The 24,743-nt window shown below is 66.2% G+C and carries 20 protein-coding genes; 9 read left to right on the forward strand and 11 right to left on the reverse strand.

Going from position 1 to position 24,743, the window contains the following annotated elements; genetic code table 11:
• The first annotated feature begins 38 nt into the window (after positions 1 to 38).
• Positions 39 to 1,379, forward strand: coding sequence for an amidohydrolase family protein (locus AC51GR_RS24255; protein WP_496327218.1), 1,341 nt, complete (start codon positions 39 to 41; stop codon positions 1,377 to 1,379).
• 48 nt (positions 1,380 to 1,427) lie between these two features.
• Here the strand turns inward: AC51GR_RS24255 and pheT are convergent, their stop codons facing one another.
• The 6 genes from pheT to infC form a co-directional block, all read right to left on the reverse strand.
• Positions 1,428 to 3,905: a phenylalanine--tRNA ligase subunit beta gene (gene pheT / locus AC51GR_RS24260; RefSeq protein ID WP_496327219.1), complete on the reverse strand. Its 2,478-nt coding sequence runs from the start codon at positions 3,903 to 3,905 to the stop codon at positions 1,428 to 1,430.
• Positions 3,906 to 3,938: 33 nt separating this feature from the next.
• Positions 3,939 to 4,970, reverse strand: coding sequence for a phenylalanine--tRNA ligase subunit alpha (pheS, locus tag AC51GR_RS24265; protein WP_496327220.1), 1,032 nt, complete (start codon positions 4,968 to 4,970; stop codon positions 3,939 to 3,941).
• Positions 4,971 to 5,036: 66 nt separating this feature from the next.
• A complete protein-coding gene (locus tag AC51GR_RS24270; RefSeq protein WP_496327280.1) occupies positions 5,037 to 5,858 on the reverse strand; it encodes a TrmH family RNA methyltransferase in 822 nt (273 codons plus the stop codon).
• Positions 5,859 to 5,875: 17 nt separating this feature from the next.
• Positions 5,876 to 6,256, reverse strand: a complete 381-nt coding sequence (gene rplT / locus AC51GR_RS24275; RefSeq protein WP_331879940.1) for a 50S ribosomal protein L20 — start codon at positions 6,254 to 6,256, stop codon at positions 5,876 to 5,878.
• Between the two features lie 63 nt (positions 6,257 to 6,319).
• Complete coding sequence (gene rpmI, locus AC51GR_RS24280) at positions 6,320 to 6,514, reverse strand: 50S ribosomal protein L35 (protein ID WP_495515901.1); 195 nt, start codon at positions 6,512 to 6,514, stop codon at positions 6,320 to 6,322.
• Positions 6,515 to 6,550: 36 nt separating this feature from the next.
• Positions 6,551 to 7,183: a translation initiation factor IF-3 gene (infC, locus tag AC51GR_RS24285; RefSeq protein WP_496327281.1), complete on the reverse strand. Its 633-nt coding sequence runs from the start codon at positions 7,181 to 7,183 to the stop codon at positions 6,551 to 6,553.
• A 361-nt stretch (positions 7,184 to 7,544) separates the two neighbouring features.
• Here infC and AC51GR_RS24290 point away from each other — a divergent pair, with 361 nt between their 5' ends.
• Positions 7,545 to 7,895, forward strand: coding sequence for a DUF1844 domain-containing protein (locus AC51GR_RS24290; protein WP_496327221.1), 351 nt, complete (start codon positions 7,545 to 7,547; stop codon positions 7,893 to 7,895).
• Between the two features lie 92 nt (positions 7,896 to 7,987).
• Here AC51GR_RS24290 and ilvD read toward each other — a convergent pair whose 3' ends face one another.
• From ilvD to AC51GR_RS24305, 3 genes are all read right to left on the reverse strand, one after another.
• Positions 7,988 to 9,676 carry a dihydroxy-acid dehydratase gene (ilvD, locus tag AC51GR_RS24295; RefSeq protein WP_496327222.1) on the reverse strand — a complete coding sequence of 563 codons (1,689 nt, stop codon included), beginning with the start codon at positions 9,674 to 9,676 and terminating at the stop codon, positions 7,988 to 7,990.
• Positions 9,677 to 9,743: 67 nt separating this feature from the next.
• Positions 9,744 to 12,695, reverse strand: a complete 2,952-nt coding sequence (gene uvrA, locus AC51GR_RS24300) for an excinuclease ABC subunit UvrA (RefSeq protein WP_496327223.1) — start codon at positions 12,693 to 12,695, stop codon at positions 9,744 to 9,746.
• A gap of 158 nt (positions 12,696 to 12,853) precedes the next feature.
• Positions 12,854 to 13,480 (reverse strand): YoaK family protein, encoded by a 627-nt coding sequence (locus AC51GR_RS24305; RefSeq protein WP_496327282.1) that lies wholly within the window; start codon positions 13,478 to 13,480, stop codon positions 12,854 to 12,856.
• Positions 13,481 to 13,695: 215 nt separating this feature from the next.
• Here AC51GR_RS24305 and AC51GR_RS24310 point away from each other — a divergent pair, with 215 nt between their 5' ends.
• Together AC51GR_RS24310 and AC51GR_RS24315 are read left to right on the forward strand one after the other, a co-directional pair.
• Positions 13,696 to 14,370 (forward strand): MBL fold metallo-hydrolase, encoded by a 675-nt coding sequence (locus AC51GR_RS24310; RefSeq protein ID WP_496327224.1) that lies wholly within the window; start codon positions 13,696 to 13,698, stop codon positions 14,368 to 14,370.
• A gap of 111 nt (positions 14,371 to 14,481) precedes the next feature.
• Positions 14,482 to 15,660: a DoxX family protein gene (locus AC51GR_RS24315; protein ID WP_496327225.1), complete on the forward strand. Its 1,179-nt coding sequence runs from the start codon at positions 14,482 to 14,484 to the stop codon at positions 15,658 to 15,660.
• 29 nt (positions 15,661 to 15,689) lie between these two features.
• On the opposite strand, the gene AC51GR_RS24320 is transcribed toward AC51GR_RS24315, so the two are convergent.
• On the reverse strand, positions 15,690 to 17,372 hold the full coding sequence (locus AC51GR_RS24320) for a putative PEP-binding protein (protein ID WP_496327226.1): 1,683 nt from the start codon (positions 17,370 to 17,372) through the stop codon (positions 15,690 to 15,692).
• 175 nt (positions 17,373 to 17,547) lie between these two features.
• Here AC51GR_RS24320 and AC51GR_RS24325 point away from each other — a divergent pair, with 175 nt between their 5' ends.
• The 5 genes from AC51GR_RS24325 to AC51GR_RS24345 all read left to right on the forward strand — a co-directional run bounded on the left by AC51GR_RS24325 (position 17,548) and on the right by AC51GR_RS24345 (position 24,201).
• Positions 17,548 to 18,315, forward strand: coding sequence for a DeoR/GlpR family DNA-binding transcription regulator (locus AC51GR_RS24325; RefSeq protein WP_496327227.1), 768 nt, complete (start codon positions 17,548 to 17,550; stop codon positions 18,313 to 18,315).
• Entirely contained in the window at positions 18,312 to 19,301 is a 990-nt protein-coding gene (locus AC51GR_RS24330) for a 1-phosphofructokinase family hexose kinase (RefSeq protein WP_496327228.1), read from the forward strand. Before AC51GR_RS24325 ends, AC51GR_RS24330 begins: the two co-directional genes overlap by 4 nt.
• 71 nt (positions 19,302 to 19,372) lie before the next feature.
• The gene (locus tag AC51GR_RS24335; RefSeq protein WP_496327229.1) at positions 19,373 to 21,475 is read left to right on the forward strand and encodes a PTS fructose transporter subunit IIABC; all 2,103 of its coding nucleotides are present in this window, start codon (positions 19,373 to 19,375) and stop codon (positions 21,473 to 21,475) included.
• Positions 21,476 to 21,523: 48 nt separating this feature from the next.
• Complete coding sequence (locus tag AC51GR_RS24340; protein WP_496327230.1) at positions 21,524 to 21,781, forward strand: HPr family phosphocarrier protein; 258 nt, start codon at positions 21,524 to 21,526, stop codon at positions 21,779 to 21,781.
• A 167-nt stretch (positions 21,782 to 21,948) separates the two neighbouring features.
• Positions 21,949 to 24,201: a HelD family protein gene (locus tag AC51GR_RS24345; protein WP_496327231.1), complete on the forward strand. Its 2,253-nt coding sequence runs from the start codon at positions 21,949 to 21,951 to the stop codon at positions 24,199 to 24,201.
• Here the strand turns inward: AC51GR_RS24345 and AC51GR_RS24350 are convergent.
• Positions 24,189 to 24,635: a universal stress protein gene (locus tag AC51GR_RS24350; protein WP_496327232.1), complete on the reverse strand. Its 447-nt coding sequence runs from the start codon at positions 24,633 to 24,635 to the stop codon at positions 24,189 to 24,191. The two genes, AC51GR_RS24345 and AC51GR_RS24350, sit on opposite strands and share 13 nt — an antisense overlap.
• Positions 24,636 to 24,743: the final 108 nt, after the last annotated feature.

Here is a 24,743-nt window from a genome sequence, read left to right on the forward strand (position 1 = left end):
CAGCACGCACCAGCACACGACCACACGAGGAGCCCGGCATGATCCAGCAGGCCGACATCGCCATCACCGGAACCACCGTGATCATGCCGGACGGTATGGATCCATTGGTCGACCACACGGTCCTGGTGGCCGACGGGCTGATCTCGGGTCTGGTGCCCGCCTCGACACCCGTGCAGGCGGCAAGGGTGATCGACGGGACCCACTCCGCGGTACTACCCGGAATGGTCAACGCGCACACCCACATCGCGTCGAACATGTTGCTGCGCGGACTGCTCGAGGACACCGAGCTGTTCGCTTGGCTCGACACCATGTGGCGGCTCAAGCAGAACTTCGACCACGAGACCCTCTACTGGGCGTCGATGTGCGGGCTGGTCGAGATGGCCAAGGCCGGGATCACCTGTTTCAACGAACATTTCGACGCCTACGCGGTGACGCCACAGGCGCGGGCCCTGCGCGAGGTGGGCCTGCGGGCCACGCTCGGTTACGGGTTCGCCGACGGCGGGGTCTACCGCGATGTCGGTCCGTGGTCCTGGGCGGCGGTCGAGGACTTCGACGCCGCGACCGCACCGGTGTCCGGGCTCATCGATGATCGCGTCCGCCTGGCGCTCTCCCCCCATGCGCCGTACTCGTGCAGTGGTCCACTCTGGCAGGCGATCCGAACTCTGGCCGATGAACGGTCACTGCCGATCCACACCCACATCGCCGAGGGCCTGAACGAGAGTGCCTACATGGCCTCGACCTACGGTCGCACCACCGTCGAATGGCTCGACGACCTCGGCTTCCTGGGGCCCGACATCACCGCCGCACACTGCACTCAATTGACCGCAGGCGACATTGCTCTGTTCGCCGAACACGGGGTCAAGGTGGCCCACTGTCCTTGCTGCAACGCAAAACTGGTGTCCGGCACGATGGATTTGAAGGGGCTGTGGTCGGCCGGGGTCACCGTCGGCCTCGGCACCGATGGACCGGCGAGTCAGAACACCCTGGATATGTTCGGGGAGATGAAGTTCGCCGCCGTCACCCACAAACAGTCCACGGCCGATCCCACGTTCCTGACCACCCGCGAGGTGCTGACCATGGCCACGGAGCGGTCGGCGATCGCGATGCATCGACCCGAGTTGGGTGCGATCCGGGTCGGGGCGCCTGCCGATCTGGTTGTCGTCGACCTCGACCGCCCGCACGTGGCACCGGTCTACGACGTCGAGGCGGCCCTGGTCTACAGCACCCGCGCCGACGACGTCACGCACACCATCGTCGGCGGCGAGTTCGTCGTCGACAACGGTGAGGTCATCGGGGTCGACGAAGCACAGGTGGTCGCGAAGTTCCGAGAAAGCGCACTGCGCCTTCGTGATCGGTCACAACCCACCGGACCACGCTGACCCCGCCCGTCCACCATCTCTCCGGTGGTGTGGGCGCACCCCCCGCCGTCAGCCCCGCATCACGGCGCCGACGGTCAACGTCGCATGAGCCAGCGCGGCGTCGCGGCCGGCGGTGGCCTCGTCTTCGGTCAGCGTGCGGTCGTCGGCGCGGAAACGCAGTGAGAACGTGAGCGACTTCTTGCCCTCACCGACCTGCTCGCCGGTGAAGACATCGAACAGGACGATGCTCTCGAGCAACTGTCCGGCTCCGGCCTCCAGCGCGGAGCGCACGTCCTCGGCGGCCACATCGTCATCGACGACCACCGCGAGATCCTGCAGGACCGGCGGGTACGGCGAAATCCGCGGGGAGACAAGGTCATTGTTCACCGGGACGGCGTCGAGGTCGATCTCCAGCGCCAGCGAGCGCGGCGGCAGGTGCAACTTCTCCAACACCGCCGGGTGCAGTTCACCGGCCCAGCCGACCACTGCGTCGTCGGCGAGGATCTCACCGCAACGACCCGGATGCCAGGGCACCTGCGCGGCGGACCGCAGTTTCAGCTCGACTCCGGCGGCCTGTCCGATGATCGCCACCGCGTCGAAGATGTCGGTGGTGTCGGCTGTACGTCCCTTGCCCCACGGCCCGGCCGGTTCACGCAGACCGGTCAGCACCGCCGCGACGTGCAGCGGCTGGGCCGGAAGCGATTCGACCAGCTCGGCGATCTGTTCCGCAGTCGGCCGCCGGTCCACGGGCAGCGCATCGATCGGGCGGACGTTCTGTCCACCCAGCACCACCTGGCCGATGGTGTACATCGACAGATCACGTTGTCCCCGAGCAATATTGCGGCCGACCATCTCGAGCAGTCCGGGCAGCAACGTGGTGTTCAGCTCGGGGCGGTCGGCCTCGAGCGGATTGAGCACCCTGACCGTGGCCCGACGCGGATCGTCAGCGGGCAGATTCCAGAGGTCGAAGACGCCGGCGGGCATGAACGGGTACGGCAAGACCTCCACGTACCCCGACAACGCCAGGCTGCGTCCGACACTGCGGCGACGGAGCTGACCCTGGGTCAGGCCTCGTCCACCGGGCGCCTTGGGGAGCACGACGGGAATGTTCTCGTAGCCCTCCAGACGCAGCACCTCCTCGACGAGGTCGGCACTCAGACGCAGATCCGGCCGCCAGCTCGGCGGGGTGACGGTGAGCATGTCGCCCGCCGGTTCCACCGAGCAACCGACCTGGACCAGACGCCGCTGCGCGGTGCCGACCGGGTAGTCGATCCCGGCAGTATCCGACGGAGCCCGCTCCGACATCAGCACGGACACCGCAGGTGCCACCGAACCGGCGTCGGTGTAGGTGGAATCAACGGTGCCACCGCAGATCTCGGCGAGCAGCGAGGCTGCTCGCAGAAGTGCGATGTCGGTGACCTCCGGGTCGACGACCCGCTCGAAGCGCTTGCTGGCCTCGCTGGTGAGTCGGTGGCGCTTGGCGGTCCGGAACACCGCGACCGGGTTGAACGTCGCCGATTCCAGCAGCACATCGGTGCTCTGCGCGTTGATCTCGGTGGCACCGCCGCCCATGACACCGGCCAGGGCGATCGGACCGGTGTTGTCGGTGATGACAACGTCTTCCGGATCCAGATCCCGCACCACGTCGTCCAGGGTGGTCAGCTTCTCCCCCGCGATCGCCCGGCGCACCCGGATGTCACCGGAGAGCTTGGCGGCGTCGAAGGCGTGCAGCGGCTGGCCGAGTTCGAGCATCACGTAGTTGGTGATGTCCACGGCAGCCGAGATCGGCCGCACCCCGGACAGCATCAGCCGCTTGACCATCCACCACGGACTCGGAGCCGACGGATCGATACCCCGCACGATCAGCGCGCAGTACCGGGTGGCCCCGGACTCCGGATCGAGGTGCACGGTTGGGCCCGACTCGCCGGCCGTGGTCGGCAGCACCGGCGCTGTCGCCGGATCGGCGAACGGCAGATCGAAGCTGCAGGCGAGCTCGCGGGACAGACCACGCGCCGAGAACGCGTAGCCGCGGTCCGGGGTGACATTGATGTCGATGATCGTGTCGTCGAGACCGAGCACCTCGCGTGCGTCGGCACCGGGTGCGGCGGTTTCGGGCGGCAGCACCAGGATGCCGCTGTGATCGTTGCCGACACCCAACTCGGTGACCGAACAGATCATCCCGTCGGACACCCGGCCGTACGTCGTGCGGGTCGCGATCGCGAAGCCACCGGGCAGCACGCAGCCAGGCAACGCCGCAACGATCAGGTCACCTTCGGTGAAGTTCCTTGCACCGCAGACGATGTCGCGGTCCTTGTCCTCACCCACGTCGACCTGGCAGAAGCGGATGGGCTTCTTGAACTCGGTGAGTTCTTCGATCCGGGTGACCCGGCCGACCACCAGCGGTCCGGTGATCTCCGGCAACGGTGTGATGTCTTCGATCTCGAATCCGACGCGAACAAAGGCCTCATCGATCTCGGCGGACGGCTTGGACCACCCGGGAGTGCCCTGTTGCAGGATCTCTGTCAGCCACGACTGCGCTAATTGCACTGGAAACTCAGCTCTTTCGTTGGTTCTGCGTACTCAGGCGCCGGGACCGAAGGGCACCGTGAAGCGGATGTCGCCCTCGACCATGTCGCGCATGTCGGGTAGGTCGTTGCGGAACTGCAGGGTCCGTTCCAGTCCCATCCCGAAAGCGAAACCGGAGTAGACGTCGGGATCGATCCCACTGGCGCGCAACACATTCGGATGGACCATGCCGCAGCCGCCCCATTCGACCCAGCCGGCGCCACCCTTCTTGCCGGCGAACCAGACGTCCACCTCTGCCGAGGGTTCGGTGAACGGGAAGTAGCTCGGACGCATCCGGGTGACCGTCTCGGGGCCGAACAGCGCCTTGGCGAAGTGGTCGAGGGTGCCCCGCAGATGCGCCATCGTCAGGCCCTTGTCCACGGCGAGGCCTTCGACCTGATGGAACACCGGGGTGTGGGTCGCATCGAGCTCGTCGGTCCGGAAGGTACGGCCCGGGCAGGCCACATAGATCGGCAGCTCGCGCGACAACATCGCGCGCACCTGCACCGGGGAGGTGTGCGTGCGCAGCACCTGCCGCGACTCGGGCGGTGCGATGTAGAAGGTGTCCTGCATCGACCGGGCCGGATGATCCGGCAGGAAGTTCAACGCATCGAAGTTGAAGTGCTCGGTCTCGACCTCGGGACCTTCGGCGATCTCCCAGCCCATCCCGACGAACACGTCGGCGACCTGGTCACCGATCACCGTGATCGGGTGGCGGGCGCCGGGTGTCCGGCGTGCGGTCGGCAGGGTGACGTCGATGGTCTCGGCGACCAGCACCGCGGCGTCGCGCTCGGCCGTCAGAACCGCGAGCCGGTCTTCGTAGGCCTTCTGCGCCTGCCCACGGGCAACGTTGACGAGCTTGCCGGCCTGCGCCTTCTGCTCCTTCGGCAACGCGCCGAGTTCGCGGCGGGCCAAGGCGATCGGCGAGCGGTCACCGAGGTGCTCGGTCTTGGCGGTTGCCAGCGCTGGCAGATCAACCGCGGCGGAAAATGCTGCGACGGCAGCGTCCACTGCGGTCGCCAGGCTCTGGCTGTCGACGTCGGCCACGGCTGTGTTGACTCCCTTGAATATGACTTCGTCGAGCTGAAGTACGTCTGATGGAACCGGCTTGGCTCACCTGCGAGGGTAGTCGACCGCTCGGGTGGCATCGGCGCTGGCATAGAGGCAGATCGCGGCCGCGGCAGCCAGGTTGAGGCTCTCCGCGCGACCATGGATCGGAATGGAGATCCGATGATCGGCCTGCGCCAGGATGTCGTCGGGCAGTCCGTGTGCCTCGTTGCCGAACAACCAGGCGGTCGGCCCGGCGAGCACGTCGCCGGCGTCCGGCAGGCTCAACTCGGCATCTCCCGCGGTGGCGCAGATCGCCACACCGGCCCGGCGCAGCGCGGCCAGGACCTCGTCGACACTGCGCTCCCGGGCGACCGGAACGTGGAACACACTGCCTGCGGTGGACCGCACACACTTGCCGTTGTGGGGATCGACACTGTCACCGGCCAGGATGACACCGTCGGCGCCCATCGCATCGGCGGTCCGGATGAGGGTGCCGGCGTTGCCCGGATCGGTCATCTCCACGGGCACCGCGAGCAGACGCGGGGTGGTGCTCAGCACGTCGGACATCGGCACGTCGACCAGATCGCACACGACGAACAACCCGGTGCTGGTGATGGTCTCGGCGAGCTTGTCGGCAGCACCCGAGGTCACGTGCAGGACCTCGACGCCGCCGGCCTGCGCCAGGCTCACCAGGTCTCCATATCGGTCGAGGGCCTCATCGGTCGCGAGCAAGACCCGCGCGCGACGCGATGCGATGGCCGCGTCGACGGCGTTGAAACCTTCGGCCAGGAAACTACCCGCTTTACGCCGCGCCGCGGAACGGTGCAGCTTTGCATATGAAACAACCCGCGCCGAACGTTCGGTGAGAACGTCCGGCGCGGGGATGTTTATCTCGCCGCCGATTAGGCTGCGGGGGCGTTGACGTCAGCCGGCAGTGCCTTCTTGGCAACTGCGACCAGACCGGTGAATGCCTCGGGATCGCTCACGGCGATCTCGGCGAGGATCTTGCGGTCGACCTCGACACCAGCGATCTTCAGACCCTGGATGAAGCGGTTGTAGGTGATGTCATTGGCCCGCGCCGCAGCGTTGATACGCGCAATCCACAGCTTGCGGAACTCACCCTTGCGAGCACGACGGTCGCGGTAGGCGTAGGTCAGCGAGTGCAGCTGCTGCTCTTTGGCCTTGCGGTAGAGACGCGAACGCTGTCCGCGGTAGCCCTTGGAAGCTTCCAGGGTCGAACGACGCTTCTTCTGGGCGTTTACCGCCCTTTTTACGCGTGCCATTGTTGATTTACCTCTTAGAATGTGGCGGCCGGGAACCGGCAGCGAGTGGTCTGGTGGGGAGCGTTAGATCTTCAGCAGGCGCTTGATGCGGGGCGCATCGTTCTCGGAGACGACAACGGTGCCATCGAGACGACGGGTCTGCTTGGAGGGCTTGTGCTCCATCAGGTGGCGACGGCCCGCACGCTGACGGACGATCTTGCCGCTACCGGTCACCTTGAAACGCTTAGCGGTTCCCTTGTGGGTTTTTGTCTTGGGCATGGGAATGCCTTTCTCTTCGTAACGCCTGTGGAGAGGTCAGCTCTCAGGGTTGGCGGCCGGAGCCGGTCCTGAATCTGCCGCAGGCTTGGTGGGTGCACTCTGCTGGGGTTGCGCTTTTGGTGCTTGAGCTTGCGCTTGTGCTTGCGCCTTGGTCTTGGCGCCCTTGTGCGGGGCCAGGACCATGGTCATGTTGCGGCCATCCTGCTTGGCGGAGGTCTCGACGAACCCGTACTCGCCTACGTCGGAGCCCAAACGCTGCAGCAGTCGGTAACCGAGTTCGGGGCGCGACTGCTCGCGGCCACGGAACATGATCGTCACCTTGACCTTCGACCCGGCTTCGAGGAAGCGGATGACGTGACCCTTTTTGGTCTCGTAATCGTGGTCGTCGATCTTGGGGCGGAGCTTCTGCTCCTTGATGACGGTCATCTGCTGGTTGCGACGCGATTCGCGCTGCTTCTGTGCCGCCTCGTATTTGAACTTGCCGTAGTCCATGATCTTGCAGACCGGCGGACGAGCATTCGGGGCCACCTCGACCAAGTCGAGATCGGCCTCGATTGCCAAGCGCAGGGCATCTTCCACGCGGACAATGCCTACCTGCTCCGAGTTGGGGCCGACAAGACGGACCTCGGGAACTCGGATGCGCTCATTGATACGAGTCTCAGTGCTGATGGGGCCTCCTCATTTGTGTCCGCGTACGAAGTGGTTCCTCGTGGCAGACGTTTTCGTCTCAGGTTGACCGCGGTAGCAACTGGTGAAACAGATCCTCAGCGAAAAGGCCCCGGATCGATGATGATCATCGACGGGGCCCACACCGACCGGCACATGTCACCTATCGCATCCCAGCGATCCCAGCCTTCAACCAGAAGACTCCCGGAGATATTCCGCTTTCGCGGCATCTCCGGCGACAAAACCGGACCGTTCAACCGTACAATTCTTCTTGCGAAGAGATCGACGTCGAGCGGTGGGAGTGTGAACTCCACTTGCAACCCCGGCGTGAACCAGGGCGGTCGTAGGTGAAAGTCTAACAGCCATGACGGAAAACCTGAATTCCGAGCCCGAAGTGCGCGACCTGGCCGAAATCCCGGCCATCGAAGTGATCACCCGAGCCGCGGTCATGCTGATGAGCGCTGCGGCCGAAAAACTCGGCCTGTCCGAGCAAGATCCGTCGAGCAGCCCGCACCTCGATCTCGACGAAGCCCGCAAACTGATCACCGCCCTCGCCGGCCTCATCCAGTCGTCGGTCGCCGACCTGGGCATCCACGCCTCCGCGCTGCGGGACGGCCTCAAGAGCCTGCAGCTCGCGTTCCGCGAGGCCAGCGCCCATCCCGACGAACCCGGCCACGGTCCGGGAGAAAAGCAGACCGGCCCCGTCGCCGACTAGCCCCACTCCCCGATGATGTGCCCTTTTGGCGGTGCCCACCTGGGCTTTTACTCGCCAAAAGGGCACATCATCGGGGTGCGGCAGGGGGTTCGTCAGTGGGTGACGGCGCCGACCGAGGCCGAACGGACGAGCTTGGCGTACTTGGAGAGCACACCCCGCTGATATTTGTGGTCAAGCGGCTGCCAGTCCTGCTTGCGTGACTCGATCTCGTCGTCGTCGACGAGGAGGTCGAGGGTGCGGCCGGCGATGTCGACCCGGATACGGTCACCGTCCCGGATGAAGGCGACCGGTCCCCCGTCGGATGCCTCCGGCGCGATGTGCCCGATGCAGAGTCCGGTGGTGCCACCGGAGAACCGACCATCGGTGAGCAACAACACATCTTTACCCAGGCCGGCGCCCTTGATCGCACCGGTGATCGCCAGCATCTCCCGCATTCCCGGTCCGCCCTTGGGGCCCTCGTACCGGATCACCACCACATCGCCCGCCTGGATCACGCCATCGGCCAGAGCTGCCAACGCACTTTGTTCGCGTTCGAAGACCCGCGCCGGACCCTCGAAGGTGTCGGCGTCGAAGCCGGCCGACTTGACCACCGCGCCCTCCGGGGCCAGTGAGCCGCGCAGAACGGTGATGCCACCGGTCTTGTGAATCGGATTGTCCAGTGCGCGAATGACTTTCCCGTCGAGCGGGCCGATCTCCATCGCGTCCAGATTCTCCGCCATGGTCTTGCCCGTGACGGTGAGCGCGTCACCGTTGAGCAGGTCGGCGTCCAGCAGGGCCTTCATGATGACCGGGATGCCGCCGTGACGGTCGAAGTCGTTCATCACGTACCGGCCGAACGGCTTGAGGTCGCCCAGATGGGGTGTGCGGTCACCGATGCGGTTGAAGTCGTCGAGGTTCAGATCGACCTCGGCCTCATTGGCGATGGCCAGCAGATGCAACACCGCGTTGGTCGATCCACCGAGGGCCATCGTGACGGTGATCGCGTTCTCCAGGGCGGGCTTGGTGATGATGTCGCGGGTCGTGATCCCCAGACGCAGCAGGTTGACGACGGCCTCACCCGAGCGATGGGCGAAGGCGTCCCGACGACGATCTGCGGCCGGAGGCGCGGCCGAACCCGGCAGGCTCATCCCGAGCGCCTCGGCGATCGACGCCATGGTGTTGGCGGTGTACATGCCACCGCAGGCACCCTCACCCGGGCAGATGGCCCGCTCGATACGCCCGAGGTCTTCCTCGGACATCTTGCCGGCCCGACAGGCCCCGACCGCCTCGAAGGCGTCGATCAGGGTGACGTCGCGCTCGCTGCCATCGGCAAGCTTGACCCAGCCCGGCGCGATGGTGCCGGCATAAAGGAACACCGAGGCCAGGTCGAGGCGGGCCGCGGCCATCAACATGCCCGGCAACGACTTGTCGCAACCGGCCAGCAGGACCGAGCCGTCGAGGCGTTCGGCCGACATCACGGTCTCGACCGAGTCGGCGATCACCTCACGCGAGACCAGCGAGAAATGCATGCCCTCGTGGCCCATCGAGATGCCGTCGGAGACCGAGATGGTGCCGAACTCCAGCGGGTATCCGCCACCGGCGTGCACGCCCTCCTTACTGGCCTGAGCCAGTCGGTCGAGCGAGAGGTTGCAGGGAGTGATCTCGTTCCACGAACTACCGATGCCGATCTGGGGCTTGTCCCAGTCCTCATCACCCATCCCGACCGCACGAAGCATCCCACGACTCGGAGCCGCACTGATCCCATCGGTGACGGTGCGGCTACGGGGCTTCATGTCGACCATTGGATCTCCTTGGTGTTGTCGTCGGCCGGCGAGAACCCCCCGCCTGACCCGATCAGTCGTTCCGCACTCAGCCTGCGGTGACCGCTTTCTTACGTCCAGTCTGCTTGGCCGCGGCCTTCCGCGGGGCCGCTTTACGTGCAGGCGTCGGCGCCGCTGCACTGGTTGGCTTCAGGATCTCCGCGAGAAACTTACCCGTGTGACTGAGCGGTTCGGCCGCGACATCCTCAGGGGTTCCTTCGACGACGACCGTGCCGCCACCCGAACCACCCTCGGGGCCCATGTCGATGACCCAGTCGGCGGTCTTGATGACGTCGAGGTTGTGCTCGATGACAATCACCGAATTGCCCTTGTCGACAAGGCCGTTGATCACGTGGATCAACTTGCGGATGTCTTCGAAGTGCAGACCCGTGGTGGGCTCGTCGAGGATGTAGGCGGTGCGACCGGTCGACCGTTTCTGCAGTTCTGCGGCCAGCTTCACGCGCTGCGCCTCACCGCCGGACAGGGTTGTCGCCGGCTGCCCGAGCCGGACATAGCCGAGCCCGACGTCGTTGAGGGTCTTGAGGTAGCGGTGGATCGAGGTGATCGGCTCGAAGAACTCCGCAGCCACCTCGATGGGCATGTCGAGTACCTCGGAGATGGTCTTGCCCTTGTAGTGGACCTCGAGCGTTTCGCGGTTGTACCGCGCCCCGTGGCAGACCTCGCACGGCACGTAGACGTCGGGCAGGAAGTTCATCTCGATCTTGATCGTGCCCTCGCCCGAACAGGCCTCACAGCGTCCACCCTTGACGTTGAACGAGAACCGTCCCGGCTGATAGCCGCGGACCTTGGCTTCGGTGGTCGCGGCGAACAGGGTGCGGATCTTGTCGAACACACCGGTGTAGGTGGCCGGATTGGATCGCGGGGTACGGCCGATCGGTGACTGGTCGACACGGACCAGCTTGTCGAGGTTGTCCATCCCGTTGATCCGGGTGTGCCGGCCGGGCACCTGACGCGCTCCGTTGAGCTTGTTGGCCATCACCGTTGCCAGGATGTCGTTGACAAGTGTGGACTTGCCCGACCCCGAGACCCCGGTGACCGCGGTGAGAACGCCCAGCGGGAACACCACATCGATGTCCTTGAGGTTGTGTTCCCGCGCCCCGACAACGGTCAGCTGCCGTTTGCGGTCGATCGGTCGCCGGATCTCCGGGACCTCCAGCCGCGAGCGCCCCGACAGGTAGGCGCCGGTGATGGACTCCTCGTTCTTCAGCAGGTCTTTGTAACTGCCACTGTGGACGACCCGGCCGCCGTGTTCACCGGCGTGCGGACCGATGTCGACGATCCAGTCCGCCGACCGGATGGTGTCCTCGTCGTGCTCGACCACGATCAGGGTGTTGCCCAGGTCGCGCAAGCGGGTCAGGGTGTCGATGAGCCGGCGGTTGTCGCGCTGATGCAGGCCGATCGACGGTTCGTCGAGGACGTAGAGAACACCGGCCAGGCCGGAACCGATCTGGGTCGCCAGTCGGATGCGCTGCGCCTCGCCGCCGGACAACGAGCCCGCCGCCCGCGAGAGCGACAGGTACTCCAGTCCGACGTCGAGCAGGAAGCGGATGCGTGACTGCACCTCTTTGAGAACCTGGCCGGCGATGGCCTCCTCGCGCTTCCCGAGCTTGAGGTCGGAGAGGTAGTCGGCGCATTCGGCCACCGACAGGGCACAGACCTCCGCGATCGACTTCTCCCCGAACCGCTGGTGGTCGAGGGTGACGGCCAGGATCTCGGGACGTAGCCGGGCACCCTTACAGGTGGGACACGGGATGTCCCGCATGTAGCCCTCGTACCGGTCTTTCATCTGCTCGGACTCGGTCTGTTCCATGCGGCGGTGCAGGAACGACATCACACCTTCGAACTCGGTGTAATACGAACGGGTACGGCCGTACCGGTTACGGAACTTCACGTGCACCTGGTGGTCACTGCCGTTGAGGATCGCCCGGCGTGCCTTGACCGGCAACTTCTTCCAGGGGGTGTCGGTGTCGAAACCCATGGCGTCGCCGAGTCCGGACAACAACCTCAGGAAGTAGTCGGCGTTGTGGCCACCGGCCCATGGTGCGACGGCACCCTCGGCGAGCGTCAGATCGGAATCGGGGACAACGAGTTCCTCGTCGACCTCCTTGCGGATTCCGAGGCCGTCGCAATCGGCGCAGGCGCCGTAGGGCGAGTTGAACGAGAACGAGCGGGGCTCGAGATCGTCGATGGCGATGGGGTGCCCGTTCGGGCAGGCCATCCGCTCGGAGAACCGGCGCTCACGATCCGGATCGTCTTCTTCGAGATCGACGAAGTCGAGGACGATCACACCGTCGGCCAGTCCGAGCGCGGTCTCCACCGAGTCGGTCAGGCGCTGCTTCGCGGAGGCCTTCACCGACAGCCGGTCGACCACCACCTCGATGTCGTGCTTCTCCTGCTTCTTGAGCTTCGGCGGATCGGCCAGCGGATGAACCACACCGTCGATCCGGGCCCGGGAGAAGCCCTGCGTCTGCAAGGTGCCGAACAGGTCGACGAACTCACCCTTGCGGGTCCGCACCACCGGGGCCAGCACCTGGAACCGGATGCCCTCGTCCATCGCGAGCACCTGATCGACGATCTGCTGCGGGGTCTGCTTCTCGATGGCCGCACCACACTCGGGGCAATGTGCCTTGCCTGCGCGCGCATACAGCAGACGGAGGTAGTCGTAGACCTCGGTGATGGTGCCGACCGTCGACCGCGGGTTGCGGTTGGTCGACTTCTGGTCGATCGACACGGCCGGCGACAGGCCTTCGATGAAGTCGACGTCGGGCTTGTCCATCTGGCCGAGGAACTGCCGGGCGTATGCGGAGAGCGATTCGACGTATCGGCGCTGGCCCTCGGCGAAGATCGTGTCGAACGCCAGGCTCGACTTGCCGGAGCCCGAGAGTCCGGTGAAAACGATCAAACTGTCGCGCGGGAGATCCACGTCGACGCCGCGAAGATTGTGTTCGCGGGCTCCGCGCACGATGAGTCGATCAACCACTGTGGTCCTTTTCGGGGTCAATTTGTACTATGCCAACCGTCACTGATCAGCTGGTGGGCGTGCGCCAGGGGCGTACCCGGCAATGCTAGAGGCACCTACTGACAAGATACCGGTGGCAACAAACGGCACCGGCCACCCGCGCTGGCGGCGCCGCGGCCTCAAACCTTCTGACCTGCGAAAACACGCACCACCCAGAGTGTGAGCAAGGCAACGATCACAAAGGGCAACCAGACCGCCGACATACCTATTCCGCGGTAGGCGCCGGCACCGGCAAACGCGCCGACGGCCATCGACGACCACAGCAGGAAATGCCGCGCCCAGACCCATCGCGGGCCGCCGAACGCCGCGTCGACCAACCGCTGTGCCGCCTTCACCAGGGTCCCGGTCATGTAGGTCAGGCCCACCGAGACCTCCCCACCTTTCTCGAACACCGAGTTGAGCGCGCCCATCGCCACCGCCACGACCATCAAGGACGCATATCCCGACCATGTGGCGGCGGTCACTGCGGAGACCGCGAGAAGTGTTGTCACCGAGCACAACACCGCGATCCGCCCGTGGGCATCGGCGATGAGCCTGCGGACGACCGAGCCGGCGATGACACCGATGACGAACAATCCGATGATCAGCAGGCAACGCAGCCCCGCGCTGGTCATGTCCTCGACGAACGACGTCGACATCTGTGTGGTGTTGCCGCTCATGAACGAGATGAAGTAGCCCCCGAGGTGGATGAACGCGATCGCATCCAGGTATCCGGCGACCGCGGTCAACGTCGCGGCCAGCGCCAGTTCGCTGCGATCGATCGTCTTCAAGGCCGCACCGTCACAATCCACACTCCTGCCGAGTCCGGCCAACGGGCTCAATTATGCGCCTCCGGTCCGGTTCAACACGCTCGGCGGCCGACCCGCCACGAATGCCCCTGCCCTGCGCGGCGACACCGTCGGCACATGCTCCCCGGACAGGACACCGACAAACCCTCATCCGGACGGTTAGGGTTGACCCCATGAGCGCAGCGGCCCCGATTTCCGACACCTACACCGGCGACTTCAGCAATTCGGATGTGCCACAACGCAAGACCACACCGAATGCGACGATCCTCAAACTGTCCGTCGGTCCGATGGACAACAACGTCTACGTCGTCACCTGCCGGGAAACCGGCAAGGGTCTGCTGATCGACGCCGCCAACGACGCCGAGGTCCTGATCGACCTGATCAAGGCACACGGCAACATCGAATCGATCTTCACCACCCACTGGCATCCCGACCACTGGATCGCACTCGAAGAGGTGGTCAAGGCGACCGGATTGCCCACCGCCGCGGGCCGGATCGATGCCCCACCGATCCAGGTTCCCACCGATCGGCTCGTCGACGAGGGCGACATCATCGAGGTCGGCAACCTGAAGCTGGGCACCATCCATGTCAAGGGCCACACCGACGGTTCGATCGCCCTGTTCTTCGACGACGACGTCACCCACCTATTCACCGGTGACTGCCTGTTCCCCGGCGGCGTGGGCAAGTCGCAGACCCCGGAAGACTTCGAGTCGCTGATCAGCGACGTCAAGACCAAGCTGTTCGACCGATTCGACGACAGCACGATCGTGTACCCCGGGCACGGACTCGACACCACTCTCGGTGCCGAGCGTCCCCATCTGGACGAGTGGCGCGAGCGAGGCTGGTAGAAGTTCGCCCGGCGGGGTACCCACGGAACGTCTATAGGCTCCAAGAGTCCAGTAGCCGAGAAGTTCGACAAGCAGTTTCGACTTAGAACAGTGTCTTTGAGGAGGCCCTTCATGCTGATTCGCCGAATTGCCCGTCCCATGCTCGCAGCAGCGTTCATCGCCACCGGGGTCGAGGTGATCCGACGCCCGGAATCCCTGGCCGAGACCGCGCAGCCCTACATCGACAAGGCGAAGGGTGCGCTGCCACCCACCGCCGCAGATTTCATCCCCTCCGACCCGCAGGTGGTCGTCCGTGTGAACGGCGCCATCCACATCGTCGGCGGTCTGGCCCTGGCCACCGGAAAGTTCCCTCGACTGGCGGCACTGTCGCTGGCGAGCGTTGTCGTCCCGACCACACTGGCCGGACACGACTTCTGGAACGAGACCGACCCGCATGAGCGGGCGGAACAGCAGGCCCACTTCATCCAGAACGTCGGCCTGCTCGGCGGACTGTTGCTCGCGACCGTCGACACCGAAGGCAAACCATCACTCGCCTGGCGTGGACGGAAGGCCGCTGCCGTCGCGGGCGAGAAGGTGGCATCGGCACTGCCCACCGGTTCGTCCGGTTCGGCGACCACAGAGGTACTGACGGACAAGGCCTCACACCTGGCCGGATTGGTGTCCGAACGCACCGGGGAGCTGGCCGAGGTCGCCGCAGATCGAGGTGGCAAGTTCGCCGACGTGGCCTCCGTACGCGCCGCCGAACTGGCACACAAGGCCTCGGAGAAGGCCTCGATCATCGCTGATGTGGCGGTCGAACGTGGGTCCGAGTTCTCCGATGTCGCGGCCAAGCGAGGAGCTGTTCTGGCAGCCATCGCTGCCGACCGGGCCGCCGAACTCGCCGATGTCGCCTCGAAGAAGGGCGAACATCTGACCGTGGTGGCGTCCGAACGGGCGGCCACGCTCTCGAAGGCTGCTGCCAAGAAGCAGGCCAAGCTCGGTAAAGAGGCCGGCAAGAAGCAGGCGAAGTTCGCCAAACTCGCTGCGAAGGAACAGTCCAAGCTCGCGAAGAAGGCGGCCAAGAACCGCTCGGCCGCCAAAGATCTGGCTGCCGAGCGCAGCGCGGAGCTCGCGGATTCGGCAGCCAAGGCATGGGCCTCGACCAACGGCTACGCCGAGCACTACCTGAACACGGTGCGCGACAAGGCGCCCGAGTTGGTCGAGCGCGCCGCCGACGAGCGCGCCCGACTCGCGGCCCTGGCGCGTGAGCAGGCCAAGAAGGCGCAGAAGAAGGCAGAAAAAGCGCTCTAGATCTCTCTGATCCGGTGGGTGCGCGGGCCTCAGCCCAACACCGCGCGTGCCGCGGCCCGCGCGCCCGCCGGATCTGACGTCTGCGAGACCGCTGCCGCTGCACGACGGCAGTCGTCGAGGCTGACCGTGCCGAGCTTCGCGCCGACCCCGGACACCGCGGAGGCCGCTGCCGAGAGCGACGTCACGCCCAGCCCGACCAGGACACAGGCCAGCAGCGGATCGGCCGCCGCCTCACCACAGACGCCCACCGGTTTGCCCGCCGCTGCACCGGCCGCCGCCGTCCGGGCAACCAGCGACAACACAGCCGGCTGCCAGGGATCGGTCAGCCCGGCGAGATCGCCCGACATCCGATCGGCGGCCATCGTGTACTGGGCCAGGTCGTTGGTTCCGATGGACAGGAAGTCGACGTGCTCGAGTACCCGTTCGGCCATCAGCGCGGCGGCGGGCACCTCGATCATCACGCCCGGCACGAGCCCACGTTCACGCACTTTCTCGGCGAACCACTTCGCCTCGTCCGGGGTGGCGATCATCGGGGCCATCACCCAGGGCGCCCGTAGGCCCTCCGCCGCGGCCGCCACACCGTCGAGCTGACGCTCGAGTAATCCGTTGTCCCGCAAAGCCATTCGGATACCGCGCACCCCCAGCGCCGGATTCGCCTCATTCGGGTGCGCAGCGAACCGCAGCGGCTTGTCCGAACCCGCATCGAGGGTTCGCAGTACCACCTTGGAGTCGGGAAACGCCGCGATCACCTCGCGGTAGATCGCCGCCTGCTCGTCGACCGTTGGTTCGTGGTCGCGATCCAGGAAGCAGAGCTCGGTCCGGAACAGACCGACTCCCCCGGCCGCGCTCGCGGCCGCCACCCGCGCGCCCGCGCCGTCCTGGACGTTCGCGAGCACATCGACCCGATGACCATCGGACGTCGCGCCCGGACCGGTCCACGACGCGGTGCGCTCGGCCACCAACCGGTAGGCCGCAACGGCCTGCGCCGCGGCCTCCCGATCCGGTGACACGGTCAGCTCACCGGCACTTCCGTCGATCAGCACCGGCGTTCCGGCGGCGACGGACTCGAGTCCGGACACCGCCACCACACAGGGGATCCCGAGCTGGCGGGCGATGATCGCGGTGTGACTGGTCGGTCCGCCCAGTGAGGTCGCCAGGCCGACGATCAACGTCGGATCGAGTCCTGCGGTGTCGGCCGGGGCAAGGTCTTCGGCCAGGAGCACCGACGGGACCGCCGGCACCGGGACACCGGGTTCGGGCAGACCCAGCAACTCGGCCAGCACCCGATCGCGGATGTCGTTGAGATCGGTCACCCGCTCGGCCATCAGTCCGCCGATCTTGGTGAACATATCCACGAATTGGGCGGTGGCGGCAACAGCTGCGGCGGCGGCCGAACTGCCACCGGTGATGAGATTCTCGGCCGCGCCCAACCATCCCCGATCAGTCGCCATCGCAGCGTTGGCCGCAAGCACCTCCGAGGCCGACCCGGTCGCCTTCCCGGCACGGTCGGCCAGACGCTTCGCCACCGCCGTGGTCGCACCGGCGAACGCCTTGAGCTCCGCGTCCCGTTCCGCTTCGGGCACCGGATCGGTGTCGACAACCGGTTCCACGCGGGGCCCGGGGACCACGGCCGGCCCCAGGACGACCCCGGGCACGACCGGGGTACCCCGCAGAACCCGCCGCGGACTCTCCACCTGCGCTGACATCTTCATCCGACCTCCTCTGGCAACCCAGTACACGTCATGTGACTGGACATCTCCAACGTAGCGATGTGATCTAGATTACGGAAAACTCTTGACAAGGCAATACAGTCGGGCATAAAACAACATAAAGCAACATTTCAAACCACATGCTCGCACATCGCGGCGGGACACACCGGAGGACGGGATGTACCCAGAGGAACGGCAACAGGCGATGGCATCGGTCATCACCCAGAACGGTCGGATGTCAGTCGCCGACCTCGCCGAGCTGTACGCGGTGACCACCGAGACGGTCCGCCGCGACCTGGCCGCACTGGAGCGGCTCGGACTGATCCGGCGGGTTCACGGGGGCGCTGTCCCGGCCTCGGCCCTGACCGCCATCGAGCTCGGCACCACCGAGCGCGAGAACAGCCATGCAGCCGAGAAGGAACGCATCGGCAAGGCCGCCCTCGACCATCTACCGCCGGCCGGTGGCAGCGTGCTGATCGACGCCGGGACCACCGCGGCCCGGTTGGCCGCATACCTGCCCACCGACCAGGATCTGGTTGTCGTCACCAACTCACTGCCGGTTGCCATGCGGGTCAGCGGGCTCGGCGGCCTGCGGTTGCACCTGCTCGGCGGACGCGTCCGCGGCATCACGCAGGCCGTGGTCGGCCACGATGCCCTGCGCACCCTGTCGACGATGCGAATCGACGTCGCGGTGGTCGGGACCAACGGAATCAGCGTGCGCCACGGCCTGTCCACACCGGACAGCGACGAGGCGGCGGTCAAGCGGGCCATGGTCGAATCCGCGCATCAGGTCGTCGTTGTCGCCGACTCGTCGAAGGTCGGTCGTGAGGACCTGATCAGCTTCGCCCCGATCGACCGGGTCGACGTGCTCATCACCGACACCGACATCCCGGATACCGCCCGCGCCGAGTTCACCGACGCCGGCATCGACGTAGTGACGGCATGATCATCACCCTGACCGCGAACCCCAGCATCGACCGGACCGTGACGCTGGCCGAACCGCTGCGTCGTGGTGCCGTTCACCGGGCCACCACCGTGACCTCGCACCCGGGCGGCAAGGGCGTCAACGTCGCCCGGGTCATCACCTCCGCCGGACAACGCGCCGTCGCAGTCCTCCCCGGGAACCAGAACGAACCACTCCTTGTGGCATTGACCGAAGCCGGTATCGAGCACCGCGCAGTCGCACATTCCGGTGCGGCTCGCGTGAATCTGGCCGTGACCGAACCGGACGGCACCACGACCAAGATCAATGAACCCGGCGCCGCACTGCTGCCCGAGCACCTCGATGCCCTGGCGTCCTGCCTGCGCGATCTCTCGGCGCCGGCCGACTGGGTGGTGTTGTCGGGTTCACTGCCACCGGGGGTCCCCGACCGCTGGTACGCCGAACTGGTGGCGACGCTCCGTTCGACCGGAAGCGCCCCGGTCCGGATCGCCGTCGACACCTCCGATGGACCGCTACGCGCACTCGCGGCCGAATTCCCCACGGCCGCACCCGATCTGATCAAGCCCAACGCCGAAGAACTGGGCCAGATCGTCGGGACGGACGGTCTCGAACTCGAGCGCGCCGCCGAAGAGGGCGATCCCTACCCCACCGCCCGCGCCGCCCGATCGCTCATCGAGCGCGGTGGCCCACAGACCGTGCTGGCCACCCTGGGTGCCGCGGGCGCCGTCCTGGTCACCGCGACCGGCGCCTGGCACGCCACCACACCTCCGATCGCGCCGCTCAGCACGGTCGGTGCCGGCGATTCCTCGCTGGCCGGATATCTCCTCGCTGATCTGGAAAACGCCGGACCAGCTGACCGCCTCGTCATGGCGGTCGCGTACGGCAGTGCCGCTGCCGCCCTACCGGGCACGGCACTCCCGAGTCCCAACCACATCAACCCGGACGCGGTGACCGTCACCGCGCTGACCTCGATCCTCGGCAGCTCCTGATGGCTGCACCCGATCCGAAAACCAGCGCCGCGCACCCTGCCGATCGCGCATCTCCAACCTAGGAATCAGCCATGTCGAACCCGACAGTCCACACCGGCCCCACGCCGGCAATCATCACCCCCGAACTGATCACCCTCGATGCCGGACTCGGCACCACCAAAGAGGCGGTCATCGAGGCCCTGGCCGAAAAGCTCGCCGCCGCCGGGCGCACGACCGACGTCGGCAGCCTGCGCGACGCCGCGCTGGCGCGGGAATCGCAGTCGGCCACCGGACTTCCCGGTGGGATCGCGATCCCGCATTGCCGGGACGAATCCGTCGTCACGGCGTCCCTCGGATTCGCCCGACTCGACCCCAAAGTCGACTTCGGTGCCCCCGACGGGCCGGCCGATCTGGTGTTCCTCATCGCCGCACCCGCCGGGGCCGGTTCCGAACACATGAAACTCCTCACCGCGCTGGCCCGCGCCCTGGTCCGGCCGGAGTTCGTGTCATCGCTGCGGTCGGCCGCCGGTCCGGACGACGTGGTCGCACTGGTCGAGAGCGTCCTGCATCCCGCCCCGGCACCGACTCCCGCAGCCTCTCCGGCGACCGCGCCACCGGCGCCTGCCCCGGACAACACCGGCACACAGACCCCGGGCACCGAGAAGTCGCCCGCCTCACCCACCGGGGCCACCGGTCCGGGCGGGGCCGAGCGCACCATCGTCGCGGTCACCGCCTGCCCCACCGGAATCGCGCACACCTACATGGCCGCCGACTCGCTGACGGCGGCCGGCAAGCGCGCCGGCGTCGAGGTGCTCGTCGAGACCCAGGGGTCGAGCGGCAGCACTCCCCTGTCGTCCGAGGCGATCGCGTCCGCCGACGCGGTGATCTTCGCCACGGATGTCGGGGTGAAGGCCAGAGAACGATTTGCCGGTAAACCGGTGGTCGCATCGGGTGTCAAACGGGCCATCAACGAGCCGGACACGATGATCTCCGAGGCGTTGCGCGCCGCCGATGATCCCGGCGCGGCCAGAGTCGCCGGGTCCGCGACCGCGGACGCCGAACATTCGGGTGGAGGTGGCGGCGACGTCGGCTGGGGCACCCGAGTGCGGCAGATCCTGCTGACCGGCGTGAGCTACATGATCCCGTTCGTCGCGGCCGGTGGACTCCTCATCGCACTCGGCTTCCTGTTCGCCGGGTACGAGATCTCCGACACCGCCGCCGACATCACGCTCGACAACTCGCTGACGTCCCTGCCCGAGGGCGGCCTGATGACCTACATCGGCGCGGTCCTCTACCAGATCGGCTCCTTGGCCTTCAGCTTCCTGGTGCCCGCGCTGGCCGGTTACATCGCTTTCGCGATCGCCGACCGGCCGGGCCTGGCTCCCGGTTTCACCGCAGGTGCGGTGGCCGTATTCGTCGGAGCCGGGTTCATCGGCGGTCTGGTCGGCGGTTTGATCGCCGGTTTCGCTGCCCTGTACATCGGCCGGATACCCGTTCCGCAATGGGCACGCGGCCTGATGCCGGTGGTGATCATCCCGCTGTTCGCCTCACTGGTGGTCGGTCTGTTGATGTTCATCGTGCTCGGCAAACCGCTGGCCTCGATCACCGAGGGACTGACCGATTGGCTCAACAGCCTGTCCGGTTCGTCTGCGATCCTGCTCGGCGTCATCCTCGGACTGATGATGTGCTTCGACCTCGGTGGACCGGTCAACAAAGCGGCGTACGCGTTCGCCGTGGCGGGACTCTCGGTCACCGACGACGCCTCGCTGCGGATCATGGCCGCGGTCATGGCCGCCGGGATGGTGCCGCCGCTGGCGATGGCACTGGCCTCGACCGTCCGGCCCGGGCTCTTCACCGAGGCCGAACGGGAGAACGGCAAGGCCGCCTGGCTACTGGGCGCCTCGTTCATCTCCGAGGGCGCCATCCCATTTGCCGCGGCGGACCCGTTGCGGGTGATCCCGTCGATGATGGCCGGTGGCGCCGTGACCGGTGGGTTGATCATGGCCTTCGACGTCACGCTGAGCGCGCCGCACGGTGGCATCTTCGTCTCGTTCGCGATCGGTGGGATCGTCTGGTTCTTCGTCGCACTCGCCGCGGGCACCGTCGTCTCGGCGATCTGCGTTGTCGCCGCGAAACAGTTCATCCGTCCGCGCAAGTCGGCACCCGACGAGGCCAAGGTCCTCAGCGCGGCCTGACCCTCATCACCCCCTGATCAGCATCAACAAGTAAACCAAGGAGAAATCATGCCAAGTACCACCGTTGCCGTCGGATCGTCCATCGGCCTGCATGCCCGTCCCGCGGCGACGATCGCCGAGGCAGTGGCCGCCGCCGACGTCCCGGTGACCCTGTCGGTGGCCGGCGGTGAGCCGGTGGACGCCGGTTCGGCGCTGCTGATCATGACGCTCGGTGCCACGGTCGGCACCGAGGTCACCGTGACCTGCGAAGACCAGGCGACCCTCGACAAGATCGCGCAGTTGGTGGCCTCCGACCTCGACGCCTGATCAACGACGAGGACCGCAGCTGTTAGCAGGCCTCAATACTCAGGTCACGTGGTGGGCCGGGAACGTTTACCCGGCCCACCGCGTTATTCTTTGGCACTATTTTTGTGCGCCCATGGCGCGGTCGAATACCCGATTCGGCACGGTGCTGCAGCAAACCGAGGAGGACTGTGTTCGAGGCCGAACAACACCATCTGGATCGCGTATACGGTCGTCTGGACCGGATGCGCCGCAATACCCAGACGCGGTTGGCATCTGCTCTGCGCGACACCGGCGGTACCCCGCAGGCGCGTTCCGAACGCGAATCCTATGAACGTCTCTACAACGACGACCTGACGAAATTTGATGCTGCCGAACACAACCTCTACTTCGGCCGCCTCGACCTCGAGAGCGGCGAGGTCCGCCGGATCGGTCGCATCGGCATCCTCGACGACGACGATCAGGACAGCACGCTCCTGCTCGACTGGCGGGCACCGCTGAGCCGCCCGTTCTACCTCGCGACCCCGGCCTCACCGGAGGACGTCCAGGTCCGCAGCCATGTCCGTACCCGCAATCGCAAGATCACCGCGATCAACACCGAACGCCTCGACGTCACCGAGATCGCCGACGCCGACAGCACCGGGCACGGTGACGTGGTCAACGAGACGGCACTGATCACGGCGCTCAATGCCGCCCGCACCGGGCACATGAACGACATCGTCGAAACGATCCAGCGCGAACAGGACGTCATCATCCGGTCCCCGCACCGCGGCGTGCTGGTGGTCCAGGGTGGACCGGGTACCGGTAAGACCGCGGTTGCCCTGCACCGCGCCGCCTACCTGCTGTACACCTATCGCGAAACCCTCGCTCGCAGTGGTGTTCTCATCATCGGGCCGAACACGACCTTCCTGAAGTACATCGGCCAGGTGCTCCCGTCGCTCGGTGAGAGCGGTGTGCTGCTCTCGACCATCGGCGACCTCTATCCGGGGGTTCGGGCCACCGTCACCGACAACCCGGTGGCATCGACCCGCAAGGGCGACCTGTCCATCGTGGAGGTGTTGAAGCAAGCGGTCCGCGACCGCCAGGAACTGCCGACGTCGCCCATCATCCGCAAGTTCGAGGGCTATGACGTCGCGATCACCAGCAAGGTGATCCAGCGCGCCCGCGGCCGGGCCCGGTCATCGAGACGACCGCACAACCACGCCCGATCGGTCTTCCTGCGGTCGGCGTTCGATGCCCTGGCCCAGCAACATGCCGAACGCATCGGATCCAGTGTGGTCGACGGTTCGCAGTTGTTGAGCGGCACCGACATCGCCGATATCCGCGACGAGATGCGCGAAGACCCGGATATCACTGCGACGCTGGCCCATTTCTGGCCGCAACTCTCCCCGCAGGAGGTCCTGACCGACCTGCTGACCTCACCCGAACGGATCAAGTCCGCCACACCCGGCTGGTCGCAAGCCGACCGTGACGCGCTCCTGCGGACCGAGCGTGGCGGTTTCAGTGCCGCCGATGCACCGCTGCTCGACGAACTGGCCGAGATCATCGGCATCGACAACAACGACGATGAAGAACGCGAACGCGCCCAGTGGCGGCAGAAACTCTCGGATGCCCAGGACGCACTCGACATCCTGACCGGTTCGGCACCCCAGGATCTCGAAGACGAACTCGACCCCGAGATCCTGATGGCGTACGACCTGATCGATGCCGAACAACTCGCCGCACGCCAGACCAATCGGGTCGCCCTGACCACGGCCGAACGCGCCTACAACGACCGGACCTGGACGTTCGGTCATGTGATCGTCGACGAGGCCCAGGAGCTGTCGGCGATGGCGTGGCGAATGATCATGCGCCGCATCCCGAATCGCTGGATGACCGTCATCGGGGACACCGCTCAGACCGGCGATCCGGCCGGGACCAACTCGTGGGGTGAGGTCCTGACCCCATATGTGGCCCAGCGGTGGCGCAAGTTCGACCTGACGGTCAACTACCGCACGCCCGCCGAGATCATGGCAGTTGCCGCCCCGATCCTCGAACAGATCGACAGCGAGATGTCGGCGCCCACCTCGATCAGGTCGAGCGGACGGCCACCGGTCTTCGAACACACGTCATCCGAAAAGCTCGGTGCGGTCGCCGGCCGGCTCGCCACCGAACCTCTCGACGGTATCGCCGCGATCATCGCCCCGGATGATCTGGTGGACGAGATCCGCAGTGCCACCGAGAATCTCGAGGGCACCGGAGAACTGTCCGTGCTCACCGTGGCACAGTGCAAGGGCTTGGAATTCGACCGCACGATCGTGATCGAACCGTCGATGATCGTGCGTCAGTCATCACGTGGATGGGGCGACCTGTACGTCGCGCTCACCCGGGCAACCCAGCAGTTGGCAATTGTGCACAGCGCCGAGTTGCCCGAGCCTCTGCAGCAGGCCGCTCAGACCGTGTGAACGATCAGGACGTCGCACCGCGACTTGCGGGCGACGTCCGCCGGGACTGATCCCAGCAACCGCCCGGCGATCGAGTTCAGGCCCTTGTTGCCGACCACCAGCAGGTCGGCCTTGGAGACGACCACCAGATTCAAGAGCGCGTCCACCGGCGAGCCGACGACGGGTCGGGTGGCGATATTGACGCCACCGGCCGCGGTCGCCCGCTCCTTGGCGGTCCGAAGGATTTCTTCGGTCGGCGCAGACCCATGTACCTGGTATGCCTCGTCTTTGAGCACATCGGATGCCGCAGAGAAGTCTTTGTCGTCGGTCGGGAAGTACGCACAGGCGATGATCAACTGTGCCCCGTCCCCACTGATCGCCCCCGCTCGTTCCACTGCCTTCATCGACGATTCAGATCCATCGGTTCCCACTACGACGGTCTGGTATGCGCTCATTCATTCCTCCAATAAACGTGCCTGCATAGGAAATCGCTCCACGGCGTTGCCTTCCGAGAAGGGTATATCGACACCTACGGGACACAATTGGGTATCCGGCGAAGCGCA

The sequence above is a fragment of the Williamsia sp. z71 genome, assembly GCF_059553375.1.

What these genes read in the sequence shown, in the direction of transcription:
- ilvD (WP_496327222.1), bottom strand. Translation starts at nt 9,676, where the DNA reads ATGGTCGACATGAAGCCCCGTAGCCGCACCGTCACCGATGGGATCAGT.
- AC51GR_RS24320 (WP_496327226.1), bottom strand. Translation starts at nt 17,372, where the DNA reads ATGAAGATGTCAGCGCAGGTGGAGAGTCCGCGGCGGGTTCTGCGGGGT.
- AC51GR_RS24255 (WP_496327218.1), top strand. Translation starts at nt 39, where the DNA reads ATGATCCAGCAGGCCGACATCGCCATCACCGGAACCACCGTGATCATG.
- AC51GR_RS24350 (WP_496327232.1), bottom strand. Translation starts at nt 24,635, where the DNA reads ATGAGCGCATACCAGACCGTCGTAGTGGGAACCGATGGATCTGAATCG.
- AC51GR_RS24290 (WP_496327221.1), top strand. Translation starts at nt 7,545, where the DNA reads ATGACGGAAAACCTGAATTCCGAGCCCGAAGTGCGCGACCTGGCCGAA.
- AC51GR_RS24315 (WP_496327225.1), top strand. Translation starts at nt 14,482, where the DNA reads ATGCTGATTCGCCGAATTGCCCGTCCCATGCTCGCAGCAGCGTTCATC.
- rpmI (WP_495515901.1), bottom strand. Translation starts at nt 6,514, where the DNA reads ATGCCCAAGACAAAAACCCACAAGGGAACCGCTAAGCGTTTCAAGGTG.
- AC51GR_RS24340 (WP_496327230.1), top strand. Translation starts at nt 21,524, where the DNA reads ATGCCAAGTACCACCGTTGCCGTCGGATCGTCCATCGGCCTGCATGCC.
- AC51GR_RS24310 (WP_496327224.1), top strand. Translation starts at nt 13,696, where the DNA reads ATGAGCGCAGCGGCCCCGATTTCCGACACCTACACCGGCGACTTCAGC.
- rplT (WP_331879940.1), bottom strand. Translation starts at nt 6,256, where the DNA reads ATGGCACGCGTAAAAAGGGCGGTAAACGCCCAGAAGAAGCGTCGTTCG.
- AC51GR_RS24330 (WP_496327228.1), top strand. Translation starts at nt 18,312, where the DNA reads ATGATCATCACCCTGACCGCGAACCCCAGCATCGACCGGACCGTGACG.
- AC51GR_RS24325 (WP_496327227.1), top strand. Translation starts at nt 17,548, where the DNA reads ATGTACCCAGAGGAACGGCAACAGGCGATGGCATCGGTCATCACCCAG.
- AC51GR_RS24335 (WP_496327229.1), top strand. Translation starts at nt 19,373, where the DNA reads ATGTCGAACCCGACAGTCCACACCGGCCCCACGCCGGCAATCATCACC.